At 72.1% G+C, this 16,903-nt stretch carries 13 protein-coding genes and 1 pseudogene; 6 read left to right on the forward strand and 8 right to left on the reverse strand.

Annotation, left to right across the window (positions count from 1 at the left end; translation table 11 throughout):
- Positions 1–108: 108 nt before the first annotated feature.
- On the reverse strand, positions 109–1,197 hold the full coding sequence (locus AB0O82_RS30445) for an NADH:flavin oxidoreductase (protein WP_363587134.1): 1,089 nt from the start codon (positions 1,195–1,197) through the stop codon (positions 109–111).
- Between the two features lie 354 nt (positions 1,198–1,551).
- Between AB0O82_RS30445 and AB0O82_RS30450 the strand changes: the two genes are divergently transcribed.
- From AB0O82_RS30450 to AB0O82_RS30465, 4 genes are all read left to right on the forward strand, one after another.
- Complete coding sequence (locus AB0O82_RS30450; RefSeq protein WP_363587135.1) at positions 1,552–2,328, forward strand: SDR family oxidoreductase; 777 nt, start codon at positions 1,552–1,554, stop codon at positions 2,326–2,328.
- 30 nt (positions 2,329–2,358) lie between these two features.
- The gene (locus AB0O82_RS30455) at positions 2,359–3,555 is read left to right on the forward strand and encodes a cytochrome P450 (protein WP_363587136.1); all 1,197 of its coding nucleotides are present in this window, start codon (positions 2,359–2,361) and stop codon (positions 3,553–3,555) included.
- Positions 3,556–3,662: 107 nt separating this feature from the next.
- Positions 3,663–7,133, forward strand: a complete 3,471-nt coding sequence (gene car, locus AB0O82_RS30460; RefSeq protein ID WP_363587137.1) for a carboxylic acid reductase — start codon at positions 3,663–3,665, stop codon at positions 7,131–7,133.
- 55 nt (positions 7,134–7,188) lie between these two features.
- Positions 7,189–7,560, forward strand: a complete 372-nt coding sequence (locus AB0O82_RS30465) for a nuclear transport factor 2 family protein (RefSeq protein ID WP_363587138.1) — start codon at positions 7,189–7,191, stop codon at positions 7,558–7,560.
- A 26-nt stretch (positions 7,561–7,586) separates the two neighbouring features.
- Here the strand turns inward: AB0O82_RS30465 and AB0O82_RS30470 are convergent, their stop codons facing one another.
- The 7 genes from AB0O82_RS30470 to AB0O82_RS30500 form a co-directional block, all read right to left on the reverse strand.
- Positions 7,587–8,288, reverse strand: a complete 702-nt coding sequence (locus tag AB0O82_RS30470) for a hypothetical protein (RefSeq protein ID WP_363587139.1) — start codon at positions 8,286–8,288, stop codon at positions 7,587–7,589.
- A 109-nt stretch (positions 8,289–8,397) separates the two neighbouring features.
- On the reverse strand, positions 8,398–9,945 hold the full coding sequence (locus tag AB0O82_RS30475) for a Na+/H+ antiporter (protein WP_363587140.1): 1,548 nt from the start codon (positions 9,943–9,945) through the stop codon (positions 8,398–8,400).
- Positions 9,946–10,094: 149 nt separating this feature from the next.
- The gene (locus tag AB0O82_RS30480) at positions 10,095–10,262 is read right to left on the reverse strand and encodes a hypothetical protein (RefSeq protein WP_363587141.1); all 168 of its coding nucleotides are present in this window, start codon (positions 10,260–10,262) and stop codon (positions 10,095–10,097) included.
- Positions 10,263–10,428: 166 nt separating this feature from the next.
- Complete coding sequence (locus AB0O82_RS30485) at positions 10,429–11,025, reverse strand: hypothetical protein (protein ID WP_363587142.1); 597 nt, start codon at positions 11,023–11,025, stop codon at positions 10,429–10,431.
- Positions 11,026–11,078: 53 nt separating this feature from the next.
- On the reverse strand, positions 11,079–11,711 hold the full coding sequence (locus AB0O82_RS30490; RefSeq protein WP_363587143.1) for a hypothetical protein: 633 nt from the start codon (positions 11,709–11,711) through the stop codon (positions 11,079–11,081).
- Between the two features lie 165 nt (positions 11,712–11,876).
- Positions 11,877–12,956 (reverse strand): helix-turn-helix transcriptional regulator, encoded by a 1,080-nt coding sequence (locus AB0O82_RS30495; protein WP_363587144.1) that lies wholly within the window; start codon positions 12,954–12,956, stop codon positions 11,877–11,879.
- Between the two features lie 140 nt (positions 12,957–13,096).
- Positions 13,097–14,422 (reverse strand): radical SAM protein, encoded by a 1,326-nt coding sequence (locus tag AB0O82_RS30500; RefSeq protein ID WP_363587145.1) that lies wholly within the window; start codon positions 14,420–14,422, stop codon positions 13,097–13,099.
- Between the two features lie 367 nt (positions 14,423–14,789).
- Here AB0O82_RS30500 and AB0O82_RS30505 point away from each other — a divergent pair.
- A pseudogene (locus AB0O82_RS30505) lies at positions 14,790–15,959 on the forward strand (family 2 encapsulin nanocompartment cargo protein terpene cyclase); the annotation flags it as partial.
- A 55-nt stretch (positions 15,960–16,014) separates the two neighbouring features.
- Positions 16,015–16,899, forward strand: a complete 885-nt coding sequence (locus tag AB0O82_RS30510) for a geranyl diphosphate 2-C-methyltransferase (RefSeq protein ID WP_363587146.1) — start codon at positions 16,015–16,017, stop codon at positions 16,897–16,899.
- The last annotated feature ends 4 nt before the right edge of the window (positions 16,900–16,903 follow it).

Raw genomic sequence — 16,903 nt, forward strand, 5'->3', positions numbered from 1 at the left:
GTGGATAACTTCTGTGGGGAACGGGCGGGGCCGGGGTTATCCACAGGATCCGGGCGGTGCCTGTGGTGGCGGACAGTCCGGCGGGCGCCCGTTCGTCGAACGGCCCTGTCAGGCCAGGCTGGTGAGCACCGCCGGGTCGTACGGGACGGTCCGGGAGAGGTCGCCGCGCAGCGCCCTGGCGGCCCAGTCCGGATTGGCGAGCAGGGTGCGGCCGACGGCGACGAGGTCGAACTCGTCGCGCTTGAGGCGGGCCAGCAGTTCGTCGATGCCGGTCACGCCGGCCCGGCTGGTGTAGCCCTGGGCGAACTCGCCCTCGCCGTACTGCTGGTCCAGGCCGACCGAGCCGACCGTCACGGCGGCCTTGCCGGTGAGCTTGCGCGCCCAGCCGGCCAGGTTGAGGTCGCTGCCGTCGAACTCGGGCTGCCAGTAGCGCCGGGTGGAGCCGTGGAACGCGTCGACCCCGGCGTCGGCCAGCGGGGTCAGCAGCTGCTCCAGCTCGGCCGGGCTCTGCGCGATGCGGGCCCCGTAGTTGCCGACCTTCCACTGGGAGAACCGGAAGAAGACCGGGAAGCCCGGGCTGACGACCGCGCGGACGGCCCGCACGATCTCGGCGCCGAAGCGGGCGCGGGAGGCCGGGTCGCCGCCGTAGCGGTCGGTGCGCCGGTTGGTGCCGCTCCACAGGAAGTCGTCGATCAGGTAGCCGTGCGCGCCGTGCAGTTCGACGCCGTCGAACCCGAGCCGCTCGGCGGTCGCCGCGGCCTCGGCGAAGGCGGCCACCGTGTCGTCGACGTCCCGCTGGGTCATGGCCCGCCCGGCCGGGGCGCCGTCCAGGCCGATCCCGGACGGGCCTTCGGCGGGCGGCTCCGTCCCGGTGCGCACGACCCCGGTGTGCCACAGCTGCGGGATGATCCGGCCGCCGGCCTCGTGCACCCGCCGCACCACGCGGGCCCAGCCGGCCAGCGCCTGTTCGCCGTGGAAGTGGGGCACGTGGTCGTACGCGCGGGCGGCGGCGCGGTCGACGTAGGTGCCCTCGGTGATGATCAGTCCGACCTGGTGGGCCGCCCGGCGGGCGTAGTACTCGGCCACCTCCTCGCCCGGCACGCCGCCGGGGGACTGCATCCTGGTCATCGGGGCCATCACGATGCGGTTGGGGACCGTCAGATCACCCACGACGAACGGCTCGTCCAAGCTGGACATGCTTTCTCCCGAGTTCTCGGCACTCATGGTGTGAACATTCCGTGTGCGCCTTCTCCGCCGCTCCGGCGAATCACCGCCGGGCCGTGCGGAAAATGGTGTGGTCGGCCGCACATAGGTAACACACGATTATCGGCCCTGTTGATCGCGGCGTCCAGCGGGTGCTCTTGTCCGTGCTGCATTGCCTCAGGCGATCCACGGCATCGACACAATCATGTTGACCGTGTCCGGGAGATCACGGATAGTGGTGCAGGTGGTTCCGCGTCGCCTTCTGGGTCGCAACTGGAGAATTGATTCCCTTGCCGACCAGTGCCGCGGAAAGGAATTTCCCAGGAACGAAAGGTGGCGGAACCCAGGGTGAGCGAGAGTCGCCTTACCGCGCAGATTTCCCACGACTTGGACGGCAAACGGGCCGTGGTCACCGGCGGCAGCCGGGGCATCGGCGCCGCGATCGTGCAGCACCTGCTCGACGCCGGCGCCACCGTCGTCACCTCCGCCCGCAACCCCACCGAACACACCCCGTCCGCGGCCAAGTTCATCCAGGCCGACCTCAGCTCGCCGGCCGGGGTGCGGGCGTTCGCCGACGCCGCGCTGGACTCCCTCGGCGGGGTGGACATCGTGGTCAACAACGCGGGCGGCTGCCGGGCCTTCCAGACCGCGCTGGAAATCGAGAACGACTGGCAGTACACGGTCGACATCAATTTCCTGGCCGCCGTCCGGCTCAATGCCGCACTCGTGCCGGCCATGCGCGCGGCCGGCGGCGGGGTGATCGTGCACCTCTCCTCCATCGCGACCATTTCCTCCTACCCGATGATCCTGCACTACGCCGCCGCGAAATCCGCGCTGGAGGTGTACAGCAGGGGCCTCGCGGTCGAGTTGGCGCCGGACGGAATCCGGGTCGTCGCGATCTCCCCGGGAAACGTGATGACTCCCGGGGCGGATGAGGCGCGCGAGAAGATCGTCGACTATCTCGGCATGGAATCGGAGGGGGACTGGGCCGACGAGGTCCCGCTCGGGCGGATCGGCCAGACCGAGGACATCGCCGAGGCGGTCGGCTTCCTGGTCTCCCGGCGCGCCTCGTGGATCACCGGCAGCAACCTCGTCATCGACGGCGGCAAGAGCGCGTCCCTGTGACCGCCCGCCAGGACTGGAAGGACTGACACGATGACCGCGACAGAAGAGGGACCGCGGGCCTATCCGTTCGGTCCGGCCGAGCAGCTCGACGTGGACCCGAAGCTGGCCGAGGCCTGCGGCGAGCAGCCGGTGCTGCGGGTGAGCCTGCCCTACGGCGGCGACGCCTGGCTGGTCACCCGCCACGCCGACGTCAGGACGGTGCTGGCCGACCCCCGGTTCAGCCGGGCCGCCGCCGCGGGCGAGGACGTGCCCCGCATCGTCTCGGCCGGCCTGCCCCGCACCTCGATGCTGAGCATGGACCCGCCGGAGCACAGCCGGCTGCGGCGCAGGGTCGCCAACCCCTTCACCGTGCGCCGGGTCGAGGCGATGCGCCCGCGCGCCCAGCAGATCGTCGACGGCCTGCTCGACACCATGATCGCCACGGGCTCGCCCGCCGACCTGACCCAGATGCTCACCTGGCCGCTGCCGATCACGATGATCTGCGAACTGCTCGGCGTGCCCGTCGAGGACCGCGACCGGTTCAACGCCTGGGTGGACGGCCTGCTGATGCTCTCCGACCCGGCCCGCTCCGCACGGGACCGCGGGCACCTCAACGAGTACCTCGCCGGCCTGGTCGCCGAGCGCCGCGTCGAGCCCACCAGCGACCTGCTCGGCGAACTGGTCGCCGTGGAGGACGAGGAGAACCGGCTCACCGAGGAGGAGTTGGTCAGCCTCGGGGTCAGCCTGTTGTCCGCCGGCCAGGAGGCCACCGCCAACCAGATCGGCAACTTCGTCTACACGCTGCTGACCAGGCCCGAGCTGTGGCACGAGCTCGTCGCCGATCCCGGCCTGATCCCCGACGCGGTCGAGGAACTCTCCCGGATCATCCCGATCAGCGCCACCGCCGGCTTCACCCGGATCGCCACCGAGGACGTCGAACTGGGCGGGCAGACCGTCCGGGCCGGCGACGCGGTGGTCACCGAGTTCTCCCTGGCCAACCGGGACCCGGAGGTGTTCGACCGCCCCGAGGAGATCGACTTCCGCCGGAAGAACATCCCGCACGTCACCTTCGGACACGGCATCCACCACTGCCTCGGCGCGGCCCTGGCCAGGATGGAACTGCGCGTCGTGCTGGACACCCTGGTGCGCCGCCTGCCCGGCCTGCACCTCGCCGTGCCGGCCGACCAGGTGACCTGGCGGACGGAACGGCTCATCCGCGGAGCGGACGCGCTGCCGGTCGCCTGGTGAGACGCCGCCGGCCGGAGCGACCGCCTGACGTCAGGGAGTCGGCGGTTGCTCCGGCCGGGCCCCAGCCCGCACTTCGACATCACCCGGACACTACGGGAGGACTCAGCATGGCCGAACCACCGGAGGCGATCACCGCGGCCGTGCGTGATCCGGGCAAGGGACTCGCCGAGGTCATGGCGGCCATCATGGAGGGCTACGCCGACCGGCCCGCCCTCGGCGAACGCGCGCGGGAGCCCGTGACCGGGCGCCTGCTGCCCGGCTTCGAGACCGTCAGCTACCGCGAACTGTGGGCCCGGGTACGCGCCGTCGCCACCGAGTGGCACCACCACCCGGACCACCCGCTGAGCGCCGGCGACCGGCTCTGCATCCTGGGCTTCACCAGCACCGACTACGCCACGCTCGATCTCGCCTGCCTCCACGCGGGCGTGGTGGTCGTGCCGTTGCAGTCCAGCGCGCCGCTGTCCCAGCTGGCGCCGATCGTCGCGGAGACCGAGCCGCGCGCCCTCGCGGCGAGCATCGAGCGGCTGGACACCGCCGTCGAAGCCGTCCTCGGGGTGCCCTCGATCCGGCGCGTGATCGTGTTCGACTACCGCCCCGACATCGCCGAGCAGCGCGACGCCTTCGAATCCGCCCGGCGGCGCCTGGCCGGGGCCGGCCGCCCGGTGGCCGTCGACCCGCTGGCCGCCGTGGTCGAGGCCGGAGCCGGACTGCCGCCCGCGCCCCTGTTCGTCGCAGACCCGGGTGACGACCCGTTGGCGCTGCTCATCTACACCTCCGGCAGCACCGGCACCCCGAAGGGGGCCGTCTACCCCCAGCGGCTGGTCCGCACCGCGTGGAACGGCTTCAGCTACGGCGCGGAGGACGCACCCCCGGTCAGCGTCCACTACATGCCGCAAAGTCACCTCGCCGGCCACTGGGCGCTGATGGGCTCGCTCTCCCGGGGCGGCGTCGGCCACTTCACCGCCAGGAGCGACCTTTCCACCCTGCTCGACGACATCGCGCTGGTCCGCCCCACCGAGCTGACCATGGTCCCGCGCATCTGCGACCTGCTCTTCCAGCGGTACCGCAGCGAACTGGACCGGCGCTCCGGCGAACCCGGCGACGTCGACACGGCGGTCAAGACCGACCTGCGGGAGAACGTCCTGGGCGGGCGCGTCACCAAGGCCTTCTGCGGCACCGCCCCGCTCTCCGCCGAGGTGGCGGCCTTCGTCGAGTCCTGCCTGGGCTTCCACCTGTACACCGGCTACGGCTCCACCGAGGCCGGCGGGGTGCTGCTCGACTCGGTGGTGCAGCGCCCGCCGGTCATCGACTACAAGCTGGTCGACGTCCCGGAACTCGGCTACTTCCGGACCGACTCGCCGCACCCGCGCGGGGAACTGCTGCTCAAGACCGCCACCGCCATCCCCGGCTACTACAAGCGGCCCGAACTCACCGCCGAGATCTTCGACGCGGACGGCTACTACCGGACCGGCGACATCATGGCCGAGATCGGGCCGGACCGGCTCGTCTACGTCGACCGCACCAAGGACGTCCTGAAGCTCTCCCAGGGCGAGTTCGTGGCCGTCTCCCGCCTGGAGACCGCCTTCGTCGCCAGCCCGCTGATCCGGCAGATCTTCGTGTACGGCAACAGCGAGCGCGCCTACCCGCTCGCCGTGGTCGTCCCCGCCCCGGACGCGCTGGCCAGGGCCGACGGGGACGCCGAGTCGCTCAAACCGCTGCTCATCGAGTCGCTCCAGCGGATCGCCAAGGAGGCCGAGCTCAACTCCTACGAGATCCCGCGCGACGTCCTGATCGAGACCGAACCCTTCAGCGCCGCGAACGGCCTGCTCGCCGACAGCCACAAACCGCTGCGCCCCCGGCTCCGGGAGCGCTACGGCGAGGCCCTGGAACGGCTCTACGCCGAACTCGCCGACGGGCAGGAGCGCCGGCTGCGCGACCTGCGCCGGGCCGGGCCGGACCGGCCGGTGCTGGAGACGGTCGGCCGGGCCGCCCAGGCGCTGCTGGGCTGCGCGGGCGCCGAGCTGAGCGCCGACGCGCACTTCACCGACCTGGGCGGGGACTCGCTGTCCGCGCTGTCCTTCGCCGCCCTCATGACGGAGATCTTCCGGGTCGAGGTCCCGGTCGGGGTGGTGATCAGCCCGGCCAACGACCTTGCGCGGGTGGCGGGTTACATCGAGGAGCGGCGCCGCACCGGCGCCGCGCGGCCCACCGTCGCCTCCGTCCACGGCGAGCACGCCGTCGAGGCCCGCGCCGGCGACCTCACCCTGGACAGGTTCCTCGACGCGGCGACGCTCGCCGCCGCCCCGACGCTGCCCCGCCCCGACGGCGCCGTCCGCACCGTGCTGCTCACCGGGGCCACCGGCTTCCTCGGCCGCTTCCTGTGCCTGGAGTGGCTGGAACGGCTGGCGCCCGCGGGCGGCAGGCTGGTCTGCGTGGTCCGTGGCGCCGACGCGGCCGTCGCGGCGAAGCGGCTGGAGGCCGCCTTCGACAGCGGTGACGCCGAACTGCTCCGGCGGTACCGGGAGTTGGCCGACGGAACGTTGGAGGTGCTGGCGGGCGACATCGGCGAGCAGCGGCTGGGCCTGGCCGAGGACACCTGGCAGCGGCTGGCCGACACCGTGGACCTGATCGTCCACCCGGCCGCCCTGGTCAACCACGTGCTGCCCTACGACCAGCTGTTCGGGCCCAACGTCGTCGGCACGGCCGAACTGATCCGGCTGGCGCTCACCACCCGGCTCAAGCCCGTCACCTACGTGTCCACCGTCGCCGTGGTGGCCGGCGCCGCGGCCCTCGACGAGGACGGGGACATCCGCGTCACCAGCCCGGTGCGCCACCTCGCCCGGGGCACCGGCAACGGAGGCGCGCATGGATCCGAGCACGAGGACGGGCACGACGACGCGCACGGGTACGGCGACTACGCGCACGGGTACGCGACCAGCAAATGGGCCGGCGAGGTGCTGCTCCGCGAGGCCCACGACCTGTGCGGACTGCCGGTCGTCACCCTGCGCTCGGACATGATCCTCGCGCACGGCAGGTACCGGGGGCAGCTGAACGTGCCCGACGTGTTCACCCGCCTGCTGCTCAGCCTGCTCGCCACCGGCATCGCTCCGGGCTCCTTCTACCGGGGCGGCGGGCGCGCCCACTACGACGGCCTGCCGGTCGACTTCACCGCCGAGGCCGTCACCGCGCTGGGCGCGCGGGCCACCGAGGGCTACCGGACCTTCAACGCGCTGAACCCGCACGACGACGGCGTCTGCCTGGACACCTTCGTCGACTGGCTCATCGAGGCCGGCCACCCGATCCGGCGGATCGACGACTACGACGACTGGCTCGCCCGGATCACCACCGCGCTGCGTGCCCTCCCGGAGAAGCAGCGCCAGCACTCGCTGCTGCCCCTGCTGCACGCCTTCGCGCGGCCCGGGGAAGGCGTCCCCGGGTCGGCGATCCCCGCCGCCGGGTTCCGGTCCGCCGTGCGGGCCGCCAAGGTCGGCGCCGACCAGGACATCCCGCACCTGTCGGCGGCCCTCGTCGGCAAGTACGTCACCGACCTGCGCCACCTCGGCCTGCTTCCCCGCTGACCGCAGCACCGCACCACCATCCCCGCATTCGACCCGACGGACACAGGAGTTCGGCATGGCACAGAGCATCGGCGAGACGGTCATCTCGGGTCTGCGGCTGCTGGAGGCGAACGACTTCGCCGGCTTCCGGGCGCTGTGCACCGAGAAGGCCACCGTGTGGCAGAACGACGGCAAGGACGAGCAGGCGATCGACGAGCGGCTCGTGCACTTCAAGGCCTTCGCCGCCGGTGTCGAGTCGCTGCGGTTCGAGGTCCTCCGCCAGTTCGAGAAGCCGGACGAGGTGCTCCAGCAGCACGTCATCCACCTGCTGTCGGCCGAGGGGGTCGTCCAGGAGGTCCCGACCGTCGTCTACTTCCGGTTCGAGGGCGGCCTGATCGACCGGATCGAGGAGTGCCTCTACACCGTGCCGAAGGCCGGCACGGCCTGACCGCCCGCCTTCCTGAACCCGAACCGTCAGGCGGGCGCTGCGGCGCGGGAGTCCCGGAGGCTGCGGCGGGCGGCGGCGGTGACGAGCAGGACCCAGAGCAGGCTGAGGCCGCCCAGGGCGTAGACGCCGCCGTGCAGGAAGGCGAGGTCCAGGTCGGTGCCGGCCGGCGGGGCCCAGCCGTCGGGGTCGACGAGGACGGTGGTGGTGGTGCCGGCGGAGGACGACCCGGAGCAGCCCGAGCCCTGGAACTCCGGGTGCGGCAGCGGCTTCCCGTCCGCGCGGCGGATCGCGCAGGACCAGCTGGTCCGGCCGCTGCGGTCCTTCGAGCTGTGGGCCTCGGTGACGACGACCTCGGTCCGCTCCCCGCGGTGCGCGAGCACCTCCGCCCGGATGGTGGTGGGTGGCAGGGCCAGCAGCAGGACCCCCAGCAGGACGCCGGGCCAGAGCACCCAGCCGGCGGCCCGGACCACCATCAGCCCGCCCAGCGAGGTGATGAGCACCAGCACGGCGAGGATCGTGAACAGGGCGGAGTAGTCCGGGTCCACGGCGAGCGCCATCAGGCCGACGAGCAGCAGCGGGGCGAGCACCGCGACCAGGCCCGCCGCCCGGCGGATGGTGCGGGGCGCGAGCGGGTTGTCCTTCCGGGGTCTCCGCTTGGCGGTCTTCGGCCGCTGGGCGGCGGCCGCCGCGCTCAGTGGTCTCTTCTGCTTCTTCCTGCCCTGTGCCATGTGGCCCCCGTTCGGTGCTGCGTCGGACTGCTCGCGACAGTCTGACCTGCGGTGCGGAGGTGCGGAAGACCGGGGCCGCAAGCCGTCACGGCCGGCCGGGTCGGGCCGGTCAGACCCGCCCGAGTCCGGCCTGCTCCAGGTCGAGGTCGCGCTGGAGGCGGCGCAGGGTGGTGTCGCTGATGAGGTGTTCCGCGTAGAGGCGGTGCAGCCGGGCGTTCTGCACGGTGATGACCTCGTGCCGGAGTTGACGGTAGGCGGCGTCGGCGGTGGTGCCGTCGGGGGTCTCGGGGGTGCGGTCGAGGCGGGCGGCGAGGCCGCGCCGGACCCGGTCGATCGCGGTGTCGGGCATGACCTCCAGCGCCGCGAGGTGGTCGACGTGGTCGAGGGCGGCGCGGTTGAGGGCGTCGCGGGCGTCGTCCTCCTCGCGGGCGGTGTGCTCGGGCTCCAGGGCGAGCCCGGAACGGTGGACCACGGCGGCGAGGGTCAGGCCCTGCACGACCAGGGTGAGGACGACCACCGCCGTGGTCAGCACCAGGACGAGCGGGCGCCCGGGTATCCGGTCGCCGTCCGCGGTGAGCAGCGGGATGGACAGGGCCGCCGCCAGCGGCATGACGCCCCGGGTGCCGGCCCAGGTGACGACCCCGGCGACCCGCCAGGACAGCCGGCCGCGGGCGGGCTTGACCCCGCGGGTCAGCGGCAGCGTCCACAGCACCCGGACGGCGATCAGCACGGCCGCCAGCGCGAGCGCCTGGAGCGGCCACCAGCCGGTGCCGGCCGGCAGGTCGCGGACCAGGGCGGGCAGTTGCAGGCCGACGATGCTGAACACGACGCTCTCCAGCAGGAACACCACCACCGCGGAGACGGCGTGCAGCTGGAGCCGGATGCGGGCGTCGGTGAGGCGGCGGCCGGAGCGGCCGAGCAGGACGCCGGCGACCACGACCGAGGTCACCCCGGAGGTGTGCGCGGACTCCGCGAGCACGTACGCCGCGTACGGGGTGACCAGGGCTATCACGGTCTCCAGGACGGGGTCGGCGGTGCGGCGCCGGATCAGCCACACCAGGCCGGCCACGGCGGCGCCGACCAGGCTGCCGCCCCCGCCGAGCAGCAGGAGCTCGCCGCCCGCCGCAGGCAGGTCCACCGTGCCGCCCACGGCCACGGCGACGCCGACGGCGACCTTGAACAGCACCAGCGAGGTGGCGTCGTTGAACAGGCTCTCGGCCTGCACCAGCACCTGGACGCGCCCCGGCAGCGCCAGCCGGCGGCCGAGCGCGGTGACGGCCACCGGGTCGGTGCTGGACAGGACGGCCCCCAGCACGAACGCCATCGCGGGCGGGAGCCCGGCGACGGCGACGGCGACGAAGCCCACGGCGGCGGCGGAGGCGAAGACCAGGCCGAAGGAGAGGATCGTCACCGGGCGCCACACCGTGCGCAGATCGCGCAACGACAGTTCCTCGGCGGAGGAGTAGAGCAGGGGTGGGAGCACCACCAGGGCGATGGCCTGCGGCGGTACGTGCAGCGCGGGCACACCCGGGACCATCGCGACCGCGAGGCCGACCAGGACCAGCAGGGAGGGCGCGGGCACCCGCAACCGCCGGGCGAAGGTGGCCACGCTCGTGGCCAGAACCACCAGAACCAGAACGATCCCCACGGCGTGCATCTGCGGAAACGACCCATCACGACGATCGGGGTCGCCGCCGCCCGAGCGCTGCGGTCGTCCCCCGAGCCGACCAGACTTCCCGGCACACCGTCAATCATCTTATCGGGTCGTTTGCGCGGGACGGCAGGGTGCCCGGCAGGTCGTGCCCCTCAGCGGCGCCCGAGCAGCCTCGCCAGGAAGCCGCCGCTCTTGCGCTTCGTCCGGTCGCAGGCGCAGCGGCCGGACTCGGGCACCCCGGCGAGTACCTGGTCGACGTGCATGCCGCACCCCGCGTAGCTTGCCTTGCCGCACGTCCGGCAGGTGGTTCGTCGACACATCGCGCTGCTCCTCACGTCGCACCCCCGGATGGGGTGGCCAGTCCTTTCAGGATACCCCGCCCGGTATTTTTGGACGCGTGCCCCGGGCTGGCGCCCCGGACCTGCGGTGCCCGGCCGGACAGCCCCGGCCGGGCACGGCAGGCATTCCTGGTGGTGCGCCGTACGGTCAGACGGCCTGCAGATAGAACAGGTCCGGTCGGCTGTCCTGGACGATCTGGTAGCCCAGGCCGTCGCTGTGGTTCTGGGCGGCGACCCACTTGCCGGAGTTCAGGTTCTGGAGGGCGAAGCGGTTGCCGCCCGGAACCTTCGCCATCCAGAACGCCTGGTTCTCGGGGACGATGTCGCCGCAGCCGACCGTGATGATCCAGTTGCCGTCGTCCTTTCCCCAGCGGTCGACGACCATGCACCAGCCGCGCCAGCTGTCGCGGAAGTACACCAGCTCGCGGCCGTCGGAGGCGTGCTTGCGGCAGACCTGCCACTTCTGGTTCGACTCGTCACCCCAGAAGTACTGGATGACCGAGCCGTGGTTCCCGGGGGAGAGCGCGACGGTCAGCGGCCGGTCGGCCCCGGCGGTGTTGATGCGGTAGAGGCCGGGGTCGCAGGGGTAGTCGCTCTCCGGGTCCGCAGCGAGTGCGGTGGCCGACGTGGGGGCGGCCAGGGCTGCGGGGGAGGCGGTGAACAGCAGGGCGCCGACGGCGGCCGCCGTGCCGAGGACGTTCAGCGGGCGGCGGGCGCGGTAGCGCGGACGGTGCGGGTGGGGCATCGTGGACTCGCTTTCGCAGCAGGTGGGTCGGGCCGTTTCGGTGATCCTGGGCATCAGCAGACGAGTCGCGCCCGGGCCGCCGCGCGCAGGGTGCCGGCAGGCTCCGGGTAGGCACAGGAGACGGTCCCCTGCTCCGGGACGTCGAAGGTGGTGAAGGTGCCGGGGCCGTTCGGGCTGGTGTTGATCCAGTAGCCCGTGTTCCCGCTGCGGGCGCAGATGTAGCGGACCCACTCGCCGGTGACCTTCCGGGTGCCGCGGTAGAGGCCGTAGTAGCCGGGGCTGTTGAAGTTCACGGTGTCGGTGACGGTGGTGGTGCGGGTGGTCGCCTTGGTGCTGGCCACCGAGAAGCCGACCTTGACGCTCACCTTGGCGAAGATCGCCTTGAATTCGGCGCTCACCTCGGTGCTGGTGTTGATCGTGGTGCTCACCGAGTCGACCTCGCTGAGGGTCTTGGTGTAACTGCCGGTGGTGCCGGGGGTGATGGCGACCGCGAGGAAGTCGGTGACGGTCGGTTCGACCCGGGCCGAGGCGATGTCCTCCCACAGGTAGTCGCGGGCGGGGTCGCAGGTGGCGGTCGGCGGTGTGGTGTCGGCGTGTGCGGGCGCGGCGCCGAGGCCGAGTCCGGTCACCGCGACCAGTGCGGCGACTCCTGAGGTGAAGGCGGTGCGCCTGGTGCGCGAGCTCATGAGGGTGCTCCTCCGCTGGACGATGAAGGCACTGCGATGCACGTCACGTCATGTGCATGACGTGAATCCCCCGTGGGGAAATCTTCACGTTCGCGGCGGGGCCCCGGCCATCCCAGATTCCTGGGGGCGTGCGGCGGGCGCGCGCCAGGGGCGCGGGGCCACGGGTCAGCAGCGCCCCCCGCCGAGCATGATCCGCGCGATCAGTTCCTGTCGGCTGCCCACCCCGGTCTTGGTGAACACCGACTTCAGGTGGTCCTGCACCGTGTACGGCGTCATCGCGAGCAGCCGGGCCACGTCCCGGGTGTCGCTGCCGCGCACCAGCAGCAGCGCCACCTCCTGCTCGCGGGCGGTCAGCCCGTACGCGGCCAGGTAGAGCGGCATCACCTCGGCCGGCGAGGCGGGCGTGGCCACCACCGTCACCTCGTCCGCCGCCGCGTCGCCGCGCAGCGCCGATCCGTGCAGCAGGTACCAGCGATCGTCCCGGGAGCGGACCCGTACCGGCGTCTGCGGCGCGGCCAGCCCGTGCGCCGCCCGGCGGGCGTGCTCGGCGGCCATCGCCACGGAGGTCGGGATACTGAGCGAGGTGGGGGTGGGGTCGGCCAGCCGGTCGAGCAGGTCCTCGGCCGGGCCGGACATCGCCCGCAGCCGGTTGCGCCGGTCGAGCAGCAGGACCGCAGGCCCCGCGTCCTCCTGGTCCGGCGCGCCGGCCGGAACGTGGCACGCCCGCAGTGCGTTGCCCAGGTGGCGGGCGGCGGCGCCGGCGAGCTCGCGCTGGCGTCCCAGGTAGGGGCCGCGGTCCGGGGCCCGCATGAACGCCGCGCACCCCCACATCCCGCCCGTCGCGTCGAACACCGCCCGCAGTTCGTCCCCGAACCCGGCCGGTGCTATCTGCTCCCGGAACCGCACGCTCTCCTGCGGGCGCCCCTTGGTCGCCCGGCTCAGCGTCTCCGCCTGCGCCCCGCTGTGCCGGATCTTCGGGAAGGTCGCCAGGTCGTCCTCCCAGACCTCCAGCCTGACGGCGTGCTCGTACGCCGTCAGGCTGAGGTCCTCGCTCTGCACCGAGTTCACCAGCCCGGTCGCCGGATCCGCTGTGTGCCAGCACACCGCGTCGAACTCCAGGACCGGGCGCAGCAGTTCGTCCGCCCGCCGGAACACGTCCGGCGCCGTCAACCCCTCCCCGGCGAGCTCCCGCATCCCCTCGATCGCCGACCGCGCCGCCACCCCACGAGCCCCACGTAATCCCATGGCGGGAAGCTAACACGCTGTTCGTACCCCCACCCACGCGCCGATCGGCGGGGTCCGCCTCCTCCTCGCGGTGGGCCGACGGCCCCCGGCGTCATCCTGACGTCCCGTCATGCCGACCGGGGGCGGCGTGCGTCGGGGGCTCAGCCGGGCAGCGAGTCCATGAAGGAGCTGACCGAGAAGACGGCCTTGCCGGGGCCGGCCGGGCCGTAGCCGGGCGGGGAGGAGAGGCCGAACTCCTCCAGGGTGGCGCGGTAGGCCCGGAGCAGGCGGATGTGGTACTCCAGCGGGGCGCCCTGGGGGTTGGCCTTGCCGAGCGGAGTGGTGGGTTCGGGGCACCAGGTGGTGAAGCGGGGCACCACGCCGTGGGACATGAAGAAGCGCAGGCCCTCCCGGGTGGAGGCGATGGCCTCGTCGACGGTGGTGAAGCCGAAGGGCTGCGCCATCTCGACCCCGGCGACGAAGTTGGGGATCACGTTCTCCGGGCCGAACACCTCGGTGGAGTCGAGGATGCGCCGGTGCCACTCGTCGCGGCCGACGTAGCGCTCCTTGCCGGGGCAGTACAGCTCGAACAGGCGCTTGTCCCAGACCTCGAAGTTGGGGTGGTAGATCCGCACGCCGTAGTCGTGGAAGCGCTGGACGTCCTCGCGCGGCAGGGCCTGGGCGACGACCTTGCCGATCCAGCGCCCGGGGAAGCGCTCCTCGATGGCCTTGGCGTAGTGGCCGTAGAAGTCGGCCTCGTCCCGGCCGCCGACCTGCGAGGTGATGGCGCCGCCGGTGAGGGTGTACGCCTGGGAGGCGCGGGCGGTGTCGTGGCGGTCGATGAGCTCCAGCGCCTCCAGCACCTCCTCGACCGGCTTGACCCCGGTGTAGGGGCGGCCGGCGGCCTTGTGCTGGCGCCAGTTGTGGTTGATGTCGCAGTACTGGCACTCCTCCTTGGCGCCGAAGTACTGGCAGACCCGGAAGACCGTCAGGTAGATCAGGTAGCCCCACTGGATGGTCGGGGCGACCTCCATCACCGACTTCCCGTTGGCTAGGGCGTGCCGGTAGTAGTCAGGCATCGGAGGCAGGCCCACGTCGGCGATCCGCGCGCCGTCGAGGTACAGGCCGAGCGTGCCGTCCTCCCCGGCGCCGACCCGGTACGGCGAGTCCGGGTTGACCCGCACCGACACCACGGTGCGGCGCAGCCCGTACGGGCCGCCGGTGAGCACGACCTCCTCCGGCGGGCGGTTGAGCGCGGCCGCGCCGAGTTCGGGCAGGGTGCGGTGGTCGAAGGAGAAGATGAAGTACGACTTCGGCTTGACCTCGCCGCTCCCGTCGGCGCCGGTGCTGCCGCTGAGGGCGGACTCGTCGAAGGCCATGCCGCCGCGCAGCAGGTCCTCCTTGATCACGGCCTCCCGGGGCACGTCGGGGAAACGCTCCATGAGGTCCTCGACCAGTGCGGTGCGGCTGCGGCCCTGGGTCTCCATGTGCTGGTACGTCCTTCCTGGCCCCGTTCCGTCACGGGGTCGTGGCCATTCTTCTCCCCCTTACGCCGGCGGGCGCGGCGGACCGATGCATGAGGAGGTGGCGTTTCAAACGCCATACGGGCCCACGTTCACCTGATCGGGTGTAGAAGATCGTTCGGAGCGTTTCCGAACCGGTCCCCGCGCCTACGGTTGTGAACCGAGCGAGACGGGGGGCGCGTTCGAAGACCGCCCGCGCCGTCGGCCAGGTGACGAAGCGTCATGTCTCGCGATCCTTCATCAGAGTCAGAGGAGGCTCCATGCCCCTGTGCACCAGAGCGGGGACACCCTTCGAGCGCACTGCCCCCGCGGCGGTGGGGTCATGAGCTCCTCGGCGATGGAGCGGATCCTGCGCGGGCCGAGCGGCCTGGGCACCGCGGGCCTGAACCTGGCGCAGAGTCCCCCCGCCCCGAGCGCGCCCGCACCCAACACCTCCGTGCCCGGCGTCCCCACGTCCGACAGCCCCTCGCCGGGTGGTTCCAAGCCGGGCGGTTCCAAGCCGGGTGGTTCCAAGCCGCAGCCCGGCGACGCCATCCCGGGCCTCTACCACCACCCGGTGGCCGAGCCCGACCCGGTGCGGGTGGAGGAGCTGAGCCTCAGGATCAAGGCCTGGGCGCTGGACGAGGTCGAGCTGTACCCGCCGGACTGGGAGAAGCAGTTCGACGGCTTCTCGACCGGCCGCTACATGGTGGCCTGCCACCCGGACGCGCCCGGCGTCGACCACCTGATGCTCGCCGCCCGCCTGATGGTCGCCGAGAACGCGGTCGACGACTACTACTGCGAGGAGCACGGCGGCTCGCCGGTCGGCCTCGGCGGGCGCCTGCTGCTGGCGCACACCGCGCTCGACCCGCTGCACACCACCCCGGAGTACCACCCGGAGTGGGAGGCCTCGCTGCACGAGGACGCGCCCCGCCGGGCGTACCGCTCCGCGATGGAGTACTTCACCCGGGCCTCCACGCCCTCCCAGTCGGACCGGTTCCGGCACGACATGGCCCGGCTGCACCTCGGGTACCTCGCCGAGGCGTCGTGGGCCGAGACCGAGCACGTCCCGCAGGTGTGGGAGTACCTGGCGATGCGCCAGTTCAACAACTTCCGCCCCTGCCCGACGATCACGGACACCGTCGGCGGCTACGAGCTGCCGGCCGAACTGCACGCGCTACCCGCCATGCAGCGCGTGATCGCCCTGGCCGGCAACGCGACCACCATCGTCAACGACCTGTACTCGTACACCAAGGAGCTGTCCATCCCCGGACTGCACCTGAACCTGCCCGTGGTGATCGCCGAACGCGAGGACTGCTCGCACCGGGACGGCTACCTCAAGGCGGTCGAGGTCCACAACGACCTGATGCACGCCTTCGAGGCCGAGGCGGCCGCGCTGGCCGCGGCCTGCCCCGTCCCGACCCTCGTGCGGTTCCTGCGCGGTGTGTCCGCGTGGGTCGACGGCAACCACTTCTGGCACCAGACCAACTCCTTCCGCTACACCCTGCCCGACTTCTGGTAACCACCGTTTCCGGCAGCCGTCCCCCTTCCGTTGATCACCCGCTAGGAGCTGACGCATGTCCCTGACCGACGACATCACCACCCCCGCCGACAACGCCGCCATCCCCGGGCCGGCGACCCCCTACCAGGGCGACATCGCACGTTACTGGGACCACGAGGCACGGCCGGTCAACCTTCGCCTCGGCGACGTGGACGGCCTCTACCACCACCACTACGGCATCGGCGACGTCGACCAGGCCGCCATCGGCGACCCGGCTGACAGCGAGCGCGAGAAGAAGGTGATCACCGAGCTGCACCGCCTGGAGTCCGCGCAGGCCGAGCTGCTCCTCGACCACCTGGGCGCGGTTCCGGCCGACGCCACCTTGGTGGACGCCGGCTGCGGCCGCGGCGGCTCGATGGTGATGGCCCACCAGCGCTTCGGCTGCCGGGTCCAGGGCGTCACGCTCTCCGCCAAGCAGGCCGAGTTCGGCAACAACCGGGCCCACGAGCTGGGCATCGGCGACTTCGTCCGCTCGCAGGTCTGCAACATGCTCGACATGCCGTTCGAGACCGGCCAGGTGGCGGGCTCGTGGAACAACGAGTCCAGCATGTACGTCGACCTGCACGACCTGTTCGCCGAGCACTCCCGGATCCTCGCCGTCGGCGGCCGGTACGTGACCGTCACCGGCTGCTGGAACCCCGCCTACGGGCAGCCGTCCAAGTGGGTCTCGCAGATCAACGCGCACTTCGAGTGCAACATCCACTCCCGCCGGGAGTACCTGCGGGCCATGGCCGACAACCGGCTGGTGCCGCAGGCCGTCATCGACCTGACCCCCGCCACCCTGCCCTACTGGGAGCTGCGCGCCACCTCCTCGCTGGTCACCGGCATCGAGGAGGCGTTCATCAACTCCTACAAGGACGGCTCCTTCCAGTACGTCCTGATCGCGGCCGACCGGGTCTGACAGG

The sequence above is a fragment of the Kitasatospora sp. NPDC088264 genome (assembly GCF_040685715.1).
In the GTDB taxonomy this organism is placed as follows: Bacteria; Actinomycetota; Actinomycetes; order Streptomycetales; family Streptomycetaceae; genus Kitasatospora.

What these genes read in the sequence shown, in the direction of transcription:
- AB0O82_RS30475 (WP_363587140.1), bottom strand. Translation starts at nt 9,945, where the DNA reads ATGCACGCCGTGGGGATCGTTCTGGTTCTGGTGGTTCTGGCCACGAGC.
- AB0O82_RS30490 (WP_363587143.1), bottom strand. Translation starts at nt 11,711, where the DNA reads ATGAGCTCGCGCACCAGGCGCACCGCCTTCACCTCAGGAGTCGCCGCA.
- AB0O82_RS30495 (WP_363587144.1), bottom strand. Translation starts at nt 12,956, where the DNA reads ATGGGATTACGTGGGGCTCGTGGGGTGGCGGCGCGGTCGGCGATCGAG.
- car (WP_363587137.1), top strand. Translation starts at nt 3,663, where the DNA reads ATGGCCGAACCACCGGAGGCGATCACCGCGGCCGTGCGTGATCCGGGC.
- AB0O82_RS30485 (WP_363587142.1), bottom strand. Translation starts at nt 11,025, where the DNA reads ATGCCCCACCCGCACCGTCCGCGCTACCGCGCCCGCCGCCCGCTGAAC.
- AB0O82_RS30445 (WP_363587134.1), bottom strand. Translation starts at nt 1,197, where the DNA reads ATGTCCAGCTTGGACGAGCCGTTCGTCGTGGGTGATCTGACGGTCCCC.
- AB0O82_RS30480 (WP_363587141.1), bottom strand. Translation starts at nt 10,262, where the DNA reads ATGTGTCGACGAACCACCTGCCGGACGTGCGGCAAGGCAAGCTACGCG.
- AB0O82_RS30500 (WP_363587145.1), bottom strand. Translation starts at nt 14,422, where the DNA reads ATGGAGACCCAGGGCCGCAGCCGCACCGCACTGGTCGAGGACCTCATG.
- AB0O82_RS30455 (WP_363587136.1), top strand. Translation starts at nt 2,359, where the DNA reads ATGACCGCGACAGAAGAGGGACCGCGGGCCTATCCGTTCGGTCCGGCC.
- AB0O82_RS30510 (WP_363587146.1), top strand. Translation starts at nt 16,015, where the DNA reads ATGTCCCTGACCGACGACATCACCACCCCCGCCGACAACGCCGCCATC.
- AB0O82_RS30470 (WP_363587139.1), bottom strand. Translation starts at nt 8,288, where the DNA reads ATGGCACAGGGCAGGAAGAAGCAGAAGAGACCACTGAGCGCGGCGGCC.
- AB0O82_RS30465 (WP_363587138.1), top strand. Translation starts at nt 7,189, where the DNA reads ATGGCACAGAGCATCGGCGAGACGGTCATCTCGGGTCTGCGGCTGCTG.